This window comes from Streptomyces misionensis, assembly GCF_900104815.1.
Lineage (GTDB): Bacteria > Actinomycetota > Actinomycetes > Streptomycetales > Streptomycetaceae > Streptomyces > Streptomyces misionensis.
On record NZ_FNTD01000004.1, the window covers coordinates 7,936,202 to 7,949,108 of the forward strand.

General features: G+C 70.6%; 8 protein-coding genes. All 8 read left to right on the top strand.

Going from position 1 to position 12,907, the window contains the following annotated elements; all coding sequences use genetic code 11:
• The first annotated feature begins 392 nt into the window (after positions 1-392).
• The 8 genes from BLW85_RS36825 (at position 393) to BLW85_RS36860 (ending at position 12,859) form a co-directional block, all read left to right on the top strand.
• Positions 393-1,508, top strand: coding sequence for an ABC transporter substrate-binding protein (locus BLW85_RS36825; protein ID WP_074995791.1), 1,116 nt, complete (start codon positions 393-395; stop codon positions 1,506-1,508).
• 115 nt (positions 1,509-1,623) lie between these two features.
• Positions 1,624-3,279 carry a sugar ABC transporter ATP-binding protein gene (locus BLW85_RS36830; RefSeq protein ID WP_074995792.1) on the top strand — a complete coding sequence of 552 codons (1,656 nt, stop codon included), beginning with the start codon at positions 1,624-1,626 and terminating at the stop codon, positions 3,277-3,279.
• Complete coding sequence (locus BLW85_RS36835) at positions 3,276-4,241, top strand: ABC transporter permease (protein ID WP_070025829.1); 966 nt, start codon at positions 3,276-3,278, stop codon at positions 4,239-4,241. Before BLW85_RS36830 ends, BLW85_RS36835 begins: the two co-directional genes overlap by 4 nt.
• Positions 4,238-5,239, top strand: coding sequence for an ABC transporter permease (locus BLW85_RS36840; RefSeq protein WP_070025828.1), 1,002 nt, complete (start codon positions 4,238-4,240; stop codon positions 5,237-5,239). The genes BLW85_RS36835 and BLW85_RS36840 overlap by 4 nt, the downstream gene beginning before the upstream one ends.
• An 84-nt stretch (positions 5,240-5,323) precedes the next feature.
• Positions 5,324-6,349: a LacI family DNA-binding transcriptional regulator gene (locus tag BLW85_RS36845; protein ID WP_070025827.1), complete on the top strand. Its 1,026-nt coding sequence runs from the start codon at positions 5,324-5,326 to the stop codon at positions 6,347-6,349.
• Between the two features lie 54 nt (positions 6,350-6,403).
• On the top strand, positions 6,404-7,495 hold the full coding sequence (locus BLW85_RS36850; RefSeq protein WP_074995793.1) for an aldose epimerase family protein: 1,092 nt from the start codon (positions 6,404-6,406) through the stop codon (positions 7,493-7,495).
• 179 nt (positions 7,496-7,674) lie between these two features.
• Positions 7,675-10,131: a beta-L-arabinofuranosidase domain-containing protein gene (locus tag BLW85_RS36855; RefSeq protein ID WP_074995794.1), complete on the top strand. Its 2,457-nt coding sequence runs from the start codon at positions 7,675-7,677 to the stop codon at positions 10,129-10,131.
• 88 nt (positions 10,132-10,219) lie between these two features.
• Entirely contained in the window at positions 10,220-12,859 is a 2,640-nt protein-coding gene (locus BLW85_RS36860) for a glycoside hydrolase family 2 (RefSeq protein WP_074995795.1), read from the top strand.
• Positions 12,860-12,907 lie beyond the last annotated feature (48 nt).

Sequence of the window (12,907 nt, forward strand, 5' to 3'; positions counted from 1 at the left end):
ATGACAGCACAGCCCTGATGTCATGTCCACCCTCCGGACTCGACGTAAATCCCGGGTGTTTGGGTCCCCTCACAGCTGAGTTCGACTCGGTGAATACCTGCGTTGACCTGCATATATGTGACGGGCGGAGCGTCTTGCCGAGTGGCTGGGGGAGACCTGGCAGCCGTAACCGACTCCCTCGCCACCGGACCTACGGGTCGGTGGCGCAAGTCGACTGATGTCAACGCGGTCTGATGTCTTGACAGCTTTCGGCGCCGTCGTCCACTGTTCCTCTGCATCGTTGTACGAACCGTCAGGCCAGGTCATCCGCAAGCCCGCCCGGCCGGATTCCTCTTCGCTCTTCAGCCAGAGCCCGCATGCCCAGACTTATTCGACGAGGATGTGATCGGCGCATGTACGCCTCCCTCCGGTCCAAGGCCGTTTCCGCCGCCGTACTGGCCGCCGGCCTGTGCCTGGCCGCCACCGCCTGCACGAAGACCGGCGACGACTCGCCCAAGTCCGACGCCGGTGCGAGCGCCGCCGACACCGCGGCCGCCCAGCAGCTCGCGACACCCACCGACTCCGCCGACGGCCCGGGCTGCACGTACCAGAGGTACGGCGGCGGAGTTCCCAAGCTCGACATCACCGACGGAAAGACCGTCGTCGGCTTCTCGCAGTCGGAGTCGACCAGCAACCCCTTCAGAGCCACCGAGACCAAGAGCATCGAGGCGCAGGCGAAGCAGTTGGGCGTCAAGCTCATCGAGCGCAACGCCAACGCCGACGTCAACGCGCAGAACTCGCAGATCGAAGACATGATCGCCCAGGGCGCCAAGGTCCTGATCGTCGCCCCGGAGAACTCCGACGGCCTCGGCCCCGCGCTGGCCAAGGCCAAGGCCAAGAAGATTCCGGTGCTCACCATCGACCGGTCCGTCACCGGCACCGCCTGCGCCGACTTCATCGCCTTCGCCGGCTCCGACTTCTACGGCCAGGCCCGGATCGCAGCCGACGACCTGGCGAAGGCCACCGACGGCAGCGCGCACGTGGCGATCCTGACCGGCAGCCCCGGCAACAACGTCACCACCGACCGGACCAAGGGCTTCGAGGACCAGGTCAAGGCCACATACCCGAACATGAAGATCGTGGCCTCCCAGACCGGCAACTTCGCCCAGACCGACGGCCAGAAGGTGATGGAGCAGCTGCTCCAGGCGCACTCCGACATCAACGCGGTCTACGCCGAGAACGACGAGATGGCCCTCGGTGCCATCCAGGCGATCAAGTCAGCGGGCAAGACACCCGGCAAGGACGTCAAGATCGTCACCATCGACGGCATCTCGCAGATGGTCCAGAACGTAGCCGCCGGCCAGGCCGTCGCCGACATCGAGACCAACCCGCGGTTCGGTCCGCTGGCGTTCAAGTCGTTGCAGGACTTCTACGGCACCACCGGCGTACAGCGCAGGGTGATCATCAAGGACGGCCACTTCACGCCCGACAACGCCAAGCAGGCTCTGTCCCAGGGCCTGGTGTACTGACCGGCCCGCCGGCTCCGGTGGCCGCGGAGGCTCGGCTTCCGCGGCCACCGGACCCGCCGCAGCGGCTGCCGCGCCGCCCTCACCGCACCCGGCAGTCCCGTACGAGGAGGCAGACGTGGTCCAGCAGGACCTCGACCCCCATGGCGACTTCGTCCTGGAAGTCGCCGGGGTGAACAAGAGCTTCGCCGGCGTGCACGCGCTGCGCGACGTGGAGTTCGCCCTGCGCCCCGCCGAGGTGCACGCGCTCATCGGCGAGAACGGCGCGGGCAAGTCCACTCTGATCAAAGTGATGACCGGGGTGTACCGACCGGACTCCGGCACGGTGCGGCTGACCGGCCGCGCACGCGACTTCCGCAACCCGCTGGAGGCGCAGGCGGCCGGAATCTCCACCATCTACCAGGAGGTCAACCTCGTCCCCCTGATGTCGGTCGCGCGCAACCTCCACCTCGGCCGCGAACCGCGCCGCTTCGGGCTCGTCGACGTCGCCCGGATGAACCGCGAGGCCGCCGAGGTGCTCGGCCGCTACGGCGTGCACGTCGACGTCACCCGCCCGCTGCGCGACCTGGGGCTGGGCGCACAGCAGATGGTGGCGCTGGCCCGTGCGGTGCAGATCGACGCACGGGTGGTCATCATGGACGAGCCGACCTCCTCCCTCGAACCGCGGGAGGTCGACACGCTCTTCTCGGTCATCCGCCGCCTGAAGGAGCAGGGCATCGCGGTGGTCTACGTCAGCCACCGGATCGAGGAGCTCTACGCGATCTGCGACCGGGTCACCGTGATGCGCGACGGAGCGGTCGTGCACACCGGCGCGATCGCCGAACTCCAGCGGCTGCGGCTGGTCTCCCTGATGCTCGGCCGGGAGATGTCCACCGTCCGGGAGAAGGGCACCACCGCCTTCGACACCGAACGCCACGACCGTCAGGAAGGCCGGCCCGTGCTGCGCGCGACAGGTCTGTCGGCCCGTCACCGCCTCCACGACGTCTCGCTGGACGTCCACCCCGGCGAGGTCGTGGGCCTCGGCGGACTCCTCGGGGCCGGTCGCAGCGAGACCGCGAAGGCGATCGTCGGCGCGCTCGCCACCGACGGCGGCACCGTCGAGGTCGAAGGGCGGGCGATGCGCCGGCGCAGTCCCGCCGCCGCGATCCGGACCGGCGTCGTGATGCTCGCCGAGGACCGCAAGACCGAGGGCATCATCCCCAACCTGTCGGTGCGCGAGAACATCTCGCTCGCCGCGCTGCCGCGCCTGTCACGGGCGGGGCTGGTCTCGCAGGCCAAGCAGGACGAGATCGTCGAGTTCTTCATGAAGCGGCTGCGGATCAAGGCCTCCGGCCCCGACCAGAAGGTCAGCGACCTGTCCGGCGGCAACCAGCAGAAGGTGCTGCTCGCCCGCTGGCTGTGCCTGAACCCCAAGGTGCTGCTGCTCGACGAACCGACCCGAGGGATCGATGTCGGCGCGAAGGCCGAGGTGCAGGCGCTGATCGACGAACTCGCGGGCGACGGCCTCGGCGTGCTGTTGATCTCCTCCGACCTGGAGGAGCTGATCGAGGGCTCCGACCGTGTGGTGATCCTCAAGGACGGACACGTCGTCGGGCACCTCGCCGGCGCGGAGGTCACCGAGGAGGGCCTGCTCGACGCGCTCGCCACCGCGCCCGGGGACACGGCCGGTGAAGCCGGTGCGCCCGGCTCCGGGGGCGGGGCCCCCGCGCCGCCCGCCGCCGCGGAGCCGGCCACGACATCCGAGTCCGCCCCCGTCGAGGAGAACCAGCGATGACCTCGCTCACCTGGTCCGGCCCCGCCGCCGACCGCGCCCGTCTGTTGCGCCTGCTCCAGGAGTACGGCGTCTACGCCGCCCTCGTCGTGCTGTTCTGCGTGGCCGTCGGCATGGACGCGTCGTTCGTCGAGATGAGCAACATCCGCGTCCAGCTCTTCCAGCTCGCGCCGACGCTGCTCGTCGCGCTCGGCATGTCCCTGGTCATCGGCACGGAGGGCATCGACCTGTCGGTCGGCGCCGTGATCGCGCTGGCCGCCTCCGTCGTACCGCTGTACGCCGGTTACGGACTCGGCGGCGCACTGCTGGTCGCCCTGCTGCTCGGCGCGGTCTCGGGCGCGGTCGGCGGCGCGATGGTGGCCTTCGCCCGGATCCAGCCGATCGTGGCCACCCTGTCGCTGATGATCGGCGTCCGGGGCCTGGCCGAGATCATCAACGGCAACTCCGCCAAACCCGTCCTCCAGTCCGGGATTCTCGGCGTCGGCTCGCGCAGCATCGCGGGAGTACCGGAGATGGCGTGGATCGCCGCGGTGTGCGCGCTGCTCACGGGCCTGCTGGTGCGCCGTACGACGTTCGGCAGGCAACTCGTGGCCGTCGGCGACAACCGGCAGGCCAGCCGGCTGTCCGGACTGCCCGTGCGGCGCGTGCTGATCACCGTGTACGTGATCTCCGGGGTGCTCGCCGCGCTGGCCGGCGTCCTGATCGTCAGCCACGGCGCCGAGGCCGACCCCGCCAACCAGGGCCTGAACATGGAGCTGAACGCCATCACCGCGGTCGTCGTCGGCGGCACCCCGCTGTCCGGGGGCCGGGTGCGGGTGCTCGGCACCGTCGCCGGAGCCCTGTTCATGCAGCTGATCACCGCGGTGCTCACCCAGCACAACGTGCACACGTCGTACACCCAGCTCGTCGAGGCGGCCATCATCTGCTTCGCCGTGTACGCCTCCCAGGAGCGTGGTACCCGATGACCTCCACCGTCCTGACGACCGCGCGGCCGGGGGCGGACGCCGCGCGCCCCTCCCTCGGCGAGCGGATCGCCCCGCAGATCCAGCGGCGCGGCGCGCTGGCCGTGCTGGTGCTGGTGGTCGTCGTCGCCTCCGCGACCTCCGACACCTTCCCGACCTGGTCCAACATCAGCAGCATCCTCGGCAACAACGCCTTCGTGTGGCTGCTGGCCCTCGGCATGACCTTCGTCATCATCACCGGCGGCATCGACCTCTCCGTCGGCTCCATGTACGCGCTCGGCGGAGTGCTCGGGGCCTACGGCTCCACGCACGGCACCTGGCTCGCGATCCTGCTGCCGCTCGCCGTCGGCGCCGCCTGGGGCACCGTGCAGGGACTGCTCGTCGCCCGGGCCCGCATGGCCCCGTTCATCGTCAGTCTCGTCGGACTCCTCGGGCTGCGCGGCCTGATGCAGGCCATCACCGACGAGGGCGCGACCACCTACCTCGTGCCGCGGCACTCGGCCTTCCGCTCCCTCGGCGCGGGCACCTGGACCCCGGTGCTGATCGTGGCCGTACTCTTCGCCCTGGGCGCGCTGTTGCTGACCCGCACCCGTTTCGGCGCCACCCTCACCGCGATGGGCGGCAACGAGAACGCGGCGCTGCTGCTCGGCCTGCCGGTGGCCCGCGCCAAGGTGCTGGCCTACCTGCTGTCGGGCACCTTGGCCGCCGCGGCCGGCGCACTGGGCGGTGCGCGCCTGGGCTCGGGTGTGACCACCATCGGCATCGGCTACGAACTGACCGCGATCGCCTCGGTGGTCATCGGCGGCACCCTGCTCACCGGAGGCAGCGGCTCGGTCAGCGGCACCGTCAGCGGCGTGCTGCTGCTCGCCGTCATCCACAACCTCATCGATCACTACTTCTCGCAGTACGGCTCGGCGTTCACCGACACCGTGAACGGCGCGTTTCTCGCTGTGGTAGTTCTGATGCAGACCCTGCTCAGCCGCACTCAGCGGCTCGAGTGAGCACCGGCCGCCGAACGCGACGCGCCCGCACGGCCGCCCGGCAGACGGCCGAGACCATCCTCCACCCTCCGAGAAAGGATCGCCGTGGGTGTCAGCCTGAAGGATGTCGCGCAGCGCGCCGGTGTGTCGGTGAAGACCGTGTCGAACGTGGTCAACGACTACCCGCACGTGACTCCCCAGACCCGTGCGCGGGTCCAGCGGGCCATCGACGAGTTGGGCTACCGGCCCAACCTGACGGCACGTCACCTCCGCAAGGGCCGCACCGGCCTGATCACACTCGCCATTCCGGAACTCGGCAACCCCTACTTCGCGGAGGTCGCGGGCGCGGTGATCGACGTGGCGGCCCGGCACGACCTGACGGTGCTGCTCGATCACACCGCGGGCCTGCGGGAGAAGGAGCTGCTGGTCTCGCAGGGCTTCCGCTCGCACGTCATCGACGGGCTGATCCTCAGCCCGATCGGACTGGAGCGCGAGGACCTGCTGGCCCGGCCCGAGGGACCGCCCATGGTGCTGCTGGGCGAGCGCGAGTACGACGCCCCCTACGACCACATCATGATCGACAACGTGGGCGCGGCCCGGATCGCGGTGCGTCATCTGCTCGACCTCGGACGGCGCCGGGTGGCCTTTCTCGGCGCCCGCCGCGAGAGCGCCCGCCAACCCGCCCACCTGCGGCTGCGCGGCTGGCGGGAGGCGATCACCGCGGCCGGCCTGGCCCCCGACGAGTCGATGGTGGTGGCCACCGAGGGCTACGACCGGGCCGACGGCGCCGCCGCGATGGCCGCCCTGCTCGACCGGGATGAGCGTCCCGACGCCGTCTTCGCCTACAACGACCTGGTCGCGCTCGGCGCCATGCGCACCCTGGTGGAACGCGGCCTGCGGGTGCCCGACGACATCGCGGTGGTCGGCTTCGACGACATCGAGGAGGCACGCTACGGAGCGGTGTCGCTCAGCACCGTCGCCCCCGACAAGTCCGACCTCGCCCGCCTCGCCGTGGAGTGCCTGGTGGAGCGGATCGCCGACCGGGGCAACGCCGAACCGCTTCCGCCCCGCCGGATCCTGCCCGGCTACCGGCTGATCGTGCGCGAGTCCACCGCGATCCGCAGAACCTGACCGGCACCCCCGGTGCCGCCACCCCCATCGCCCCGACGACCGAGGACGACGACCTTGACATCCCACCCCACTCTGACCGGCTCACCGTTCGGCACCGCGCCCGACGGCACACCGGTGCACCGCTGGCGGCTGGACTCCGGCAGCGGGATCAGCGCCGACGTGCTCACCTACGGCGGCATCGTGTCCAGCCTGCGCGTTCCGGCACCCGCCGGGAGCGTCGACGACATCGTGCTCGGCCTGCCCGGCATGGCGGAGTACTCCGCGCCCAACCCCTACCTCGGGGCGCTCATCGGCCGCTACGGCAACCGCATCGCCCGCGGCGAGTTCACCCTCGACGGAGAGACCCACCACATACCCGCCACCGACCGCGGCCAGGCGCTGCACGGCGGTCCCGCCGGCTTCCACCGCCGGGTCTGGAAGGGCACCCCGGCCCCGGGCAACGGCTCCGATGCCGCCGCGCTGCGCCTGGAACTGCGCAGTGCCGACGGCGACATGGGATTCCCCGGCACCCTGGACGTCCAGGTCACCTACAGCCTCGACCGCAGCGGCACCTTCGCCATCGACTACCGGGCCCGCACCGACCGCGCCACCGTGGTGAACCTCACCAACCACTCCTACTTCAACCTCGCCGGCGCCGGCCACGGGGACGTGCTCGGCCACACTCTGGAACTCGACTCCGACGCCTACCTGCCGGTGACCGCCGAGGCGATCCCGCTCGGCCCGCTCGCGCCCACCGCGGGCACCCCCTTCGACTTCCGCGCCGCACACCCGATCGGCGACCGGATCGAGGCGAAGGACGACCAGCTGACCGCGGCCGGCGGCTACGACCACTGCTGGGTGCTCACCCCGGTCGACGCCCCGGGGACGCTGCGTCGCGCCGCCCGCCTGGCCGATCCCGAGAGCGGCCGGCGGATGGACGTGTGGACCACCGAGCCCGGCATACAGGTCTACACGGGCAACGCCCTGGACGGATCGCTCGCGGGGGCCGACGCCAAACCCTACGAGCGCCACGGCGCCGTCTGCCTGGAGACCCAGCACTTTCCCGACTCGCCGAACCGACCGGAGTACCCGAGCACAGTCCTGCGGCCGGGGGAGGAGTACCGCACACGCACCGAGTTCCGGTTCCCGCACCTGACCCTGTCCTGAGGGCCGCGGGGCGGCCGTCCGCGACGCGAGCGGCGGCGCCGTCCCGCCCCGTCCACCCGCGCACCGCACGACTGCCCCCCACGTGGCGGGGAGGCCGGCCCGAGGTCCGGCGAGCCGCGCCGCCCCCGCGCCGTTCCGCACGACCGCAGAACGCGATCCTCGACCAGGAGGGACACCCTATGGAGCGCCGCACGTTCCTGACCGGATCCATGTCTGTCGCCGGCGCCGCCGCCCTGACCGGCACCGCCGCACCCGCGCAGGCCGTCCCGTCCCCGAGCCCGGTCGCCGCCGCCGGTCCCCACTACACCGCCAACCGCGCCCCGTTGCGGCAGGATCCGTTCCTGCGGCTGCCGCCCGGCAGCATCACCCCGAAGGGCTGGCTGCGCACCCAGCTCGACCTCCAGCTCGACGGCCTGAACGGGCGCATGCCCGAGGTGTCCGACTACCTGGACGACAGGACCAGCGGGTGGGCCGTCCCGGAGCGGGACGGCTGGGAGGAACTCCCCTACTGGCTCAGAGGGTTCGGCGACCTGGGCTACGTCACCCAGGACAGCCGTACCCTCGACCTCACCCGCACCTGGATCGACCGCATCCTCGCCACCCGGCAGCCCGACGGCTTCTTCGGCCCCTCCGGCCTGCGCACCTCCCTCGACGGCGGACCCGACTTCTGGCCCCACATGCCGGTCCTGGACGCGCTGCGCACCTGGCACGAGTACAGCGGCGACGACCGCGTCGTACCGGCTCTGACCGGCTGGTTGACGTACCTCCACGCCCAGCCCGGCACACTCTTCGGGCGCGGCTGGGGCTCGGCACGCGTCGGAGACACCATCGACACCGCCTACTGGCTCTACAACCGCACGGGCGACGACTGGCTGCTGGACCTGGTCCGCACGATGCACACCCACAGCGCCGACTACACCCACACGATCCCGACCTGGCACAACGTCAACCTCGCCCAGGGCTTCCGCGAACCCGCGCAGTACGGCGTCCTCGCCGGCGACCCCGCGTTCCTCGCGGCCACGCACCGGGTCTACGACACCGTCATGGGCAGCTACGGGCAGTTCCCCGGCGGTGGCTTCGCCGCGGACGAGAACGCACGCCCCGGCTACCACGACCCGCGCCAGGGGTTCGAGACATGCGGAATCGTCGAGTACATGCACAGCCACCAGATACTCACCCGTATCACCGGTGACACCCTGTGGGCCGACCGCTGCGAGGACCTGGCCGTCAACACGCTGCCGGCCGCCTTCGACCCACGGCAGAAGGGCACCCACTACGTGACGGCGGCCAACAGCATCCAACTCGACAACGTTGCCAAGTCACACGGCCAGTTCAACAACTCCTTCGCCATGCAGGCGTACATGCCCGGCATCCACCAGTACCGCTGCTGCCCCCACAACTACGGCATGGGATGGCCCTACTACGCCGAGGAGATGTGGCTCGCGAGCGTCGACGGCGGACTGTGCGCCTCCCTGTACGCCGAGTCCTCCGTGCGGGCCAGGGTGGGTGACGGCACGACGGTCACCGTGACCGAGCGCACCGACTACCCCTTCGACGACACCGTCACGCTGACGGTGTCCACCCCGCGTGCGGTCGACTTCCCGCTCTATCTGCGGGTACCGGGCTGGTGCGAGGAGCCCTCGGTCCGGCTGGGCGGGCGTCCGGTACCCGTCCGGCGCAGCGGCGGCCACCTCGTTCTCCACCGCCGTTGGCACGACCGCGACCAGATCGTGCTGCGGCTGCCGATGCGTACGACGGTGCGCACCTGGGGTGCCAACGGGGACTCGGTCTCCGTCCACCACGGTCCCGTCACCTACTCCCTGCGCATCGAGGAGAAGTGGCAGCGGTCCGGCGGCAGCGGCGCATGGCCGGAGTACGAGGTGCGCCCCGCCTCGCCGTGGAACTACGCACTGGAAGTGGACCAGCAGGCACCCGCGCGGTCCTTCACCGTGGAACGCACCCGCGCCCGCGCCGCCGACCCCTTCACCCATTCCGGCACTCCGGTGGTGATGCGGGCCAAGGGCCGGCGTCTGACCGGCTGGGTGAGCGACGACCAGGACGTCGTGGCTCCGCTGCAGCAGAGCCCGGCGCGTACCACGGAACCGGTCGAACACCTCACGCTCGTCCCGGCGGCCGCCGCACGGCTGCGCATCACGTCCTTCCCGACCGCCTCCGCGGCCGGGAAGGCACTCCCGTGGGCGGCGGTGACCGCCTCCTTCAGCGGCGTCGACAGTCCTCAGGCGCTGCTCATGAACGCCGTCGCCGAGCCGTCGAGCTCCTACGACCAGACGATTCCGCGCTTCACGTGGTGGGACCACACCGGCACCGAGGAGTGGATCCAGTACAGCTACGCCGAACCCGTCCGTGTCAACGCGGTGTCGGTGTACTGGTACGACGACTCCGGCCACGGTGCCTGCCGCGTCCCCGACTCCTGGCGGCTGGAGTACCTCTCCACGGACGGCCGGTGGCACCCCGTGGACGGCGCCACCGGCTACGGCGTCGCCGCCGACCGGTTCAACCAGCTCTCCTTCCCCACCCTCACGACCACGGCACTGCGCATCACCGCGCGGCTGCGCGCCGGGTTCTCCGGCGGCGTGCTGGCCTGGCGCACCCAGCCGGACGGCCCGCGCGCCTGACGGCCGGCCGAACCCACCGGGTCTGCGAACGGCGCCGTGAAGGCGCCGGGCGGACCGACGCATCACTCCAACGAAAGGTGAGAACGCCTTGAGTCCCGGAAGACACCCCATGGCACTCCTGCGCAGACTGGCGGCCGCGGCTCCGCTGCTGCTCGCCGGCGCACTCCTCGCGCCGGCCTCCCCCGCCCACGCCGAACCGGCGAGCGAGGCGGCGTCCACCGTCACCCCGCAGGGACTGCGCAGCGACTGCTACCTCAGCTCCGACAGCACGTCGCTGGACTTCGCCACCTACGGCAGCACCGGCGTCCAGCACTCCCTCAACGTCAAGGACCTCCTGCCGACGCTGCGCGACTGCGCCGGGTCCACCCTGAACGACGCCGTGCACTGGACGGGCATGCTGGACGTACCCACCGGTGGTTCCTACACGTTCTACATCAAGGGCGACAACGGCTTCCGCATGTCGCTCGACGGGACGAGCGTCATCGACCACTGGACGACCGACTGGGACGTGCAGACCACGTCGCAGCCGATCACGCTGACGGCCGGCATGCACCAGCTGTCCTTCGACTACAACCAGGGCAACGGCGGAGCGTACATCCAGACCGAGTGGTCGGGCCCGGGAATCGACCGGCAGCCCGTCCCCGACTCCGCCCTGCACCAGCCGGCCGGCTTCGCGCCCCTCGACCTGCACAGCACCGTGGACTCCACCGGGCGGAAGGCGGTCGTCCAGCTGCCCGCCGCGGTGGGCTCCGTACCGGCGGACGTCACGAAGCACGTCTCGGTGATCGCCGGTGGCCACCGCTGGAACCCGACCGTGACCACGGACCCCGCCGATCACTCCCAGCTGGTCCTCACCGCGGCGGCCTCGGACACCCCGGCGGCCATGAAGTCCCAGGTGCGCATCAGTTACGACGGCCAGGGCGGTCTGAACACCGCCACCGGCCCGCTGGACGTCTTCTCCAGCCTCGCGCAGAACAACTCCACCTGGTACTTCGCCACCAAGTGGGCCAAGGACGTCTCGCCGTCCAACGCGCTGCCCGACTACCCGCGTCCGCAGCAGACGCGCAGGCAGTGGGCCAACCTCAACGGCACCTGGCAGTTCCAGGGAACGACGCAGGACGCCCCGCTGCCCACGAGCGGACTGAGCGGCAAGATCCTCGTCCCCTACCCGATGGAGGCGCCGCTGTCCGGCGTCGCCGAGCACCACGACTGGTCGCTGTACCAGCGCACGTTCAAGGTGCCGGCCTCCTGGCGGGTCGGGTCGGGCAACCGTCTGCACCTGAACTTCGGGGCCGTCGACTACGAGGCCTGGGTGTACGTCAACGGCAAACAGGTGGCCCATCACACCGGCGGCTACCAGGCGTTCACGGCGGACATCACGGACGCCGTCACGCGCCGCGGCGACCAGACCGTCATGTTGAAGGTCAAGGACCTCACCGACCCCTCCCAGCAGGCGACCGGCAAGCAGTCGCTCGACCCGAGCGGCATCTGGTACACCCCCACCTCGGGTATCTGGCAGACCGTCTGGATGGAGCCGGTTCCCGAGGAGAGCGTCGACTCGCTGGTCCTCACGCCCGACCTCAAGGACGACTCCCTGTCGGTCACCGTGCGCCCCAGCGCCGGGACGAAGTCCTCGGCCCGGGTGACCGCAACCGCGTTCGACGGCGGCGAACGCGTCGGTTCCGTCACCGGCGCGGCGGGCGTCCCGCTGCGGCTGCGCATTCCCCACCCCGAACTGTGGAGCCCGGACCACCCGTTCCTCTACGACCTGAAGGTCACCCTGGCCGACGGCCGCTCGCACGACAGCGTGGGCTCCTACTTCGGCATGCGATCGATATCGGTCGCCCGGGTCGGCGGGGTGAACAAGATCGAGCTCAACGGCAAGCCCACCTTCCTCCTGGCCACTCTGGACCAGGGCTTCTGGCCCGACGGCGTGTACACGGCCCCGACGGACGCCGCGCTCAAGTCCGACCTGCAACTGCACAAGCAGCTGGGCTTCAACGCGGTGCGCAAGCACATCAAGGTGGAACCCGCCCGCTGGTACTACTGGGCCGACAAGCTCGGGCTGATGGTCTGGCAGGACATGCCCAGCCGCAACACCGACTCCGCCGGCGCCGCGAGCAACGCGGAGTTCGACAAGGAGGTCCACGAGATCGTGGACCAGCACATCAGCAGTCCCTCCGTCGTCATGTGGACCATGATGAACGAGGGCTGGGGCGAACAGAGCAAGCAGTCCACCGGTGATCTCGCCGACTCGGTGAGGAAGCAGGACCCCTCGCGTCTGGTCGACGCGCACTCGGGCGTCAACTGCTGTGCCTCCAAGGGTGATTCCGGCCGCGGTGACGTCATCGACTTCCACCTCTACCACGGACCGGCGAACCCGGCGCCCGACTCCACCCGTGCCGCCGTCGACGGAGAGCACGGCGGCTACTCGCTGACGATCCCCGGGCACATCGCCGGCGTCGCGGGCGGCCAGGACTACGGTGACGGCCCCACCGACATCGCGGAGATGACCAAGACCTACGTGGACAACACGAGTCAACTCCTCGCGAACGCGTCCACCACTCTGTCCGGCTCGGTCTTCACCCAGATCAGCGACGTCGAGGGTGAACTCAACGGTCTGGTGACCTACGACCGGGCGGTCCTGAAGGTCTATCCCGACCAGGTGAGGGAGATCAACCGCAAGGTCATCGCGGCCGGCGCCGCAGCCGGCGGCACGGCTCCCTGACGGCGGTCCCGGTACCACACGGCGAGGCAGGGCCCTCTCGGGACCGGG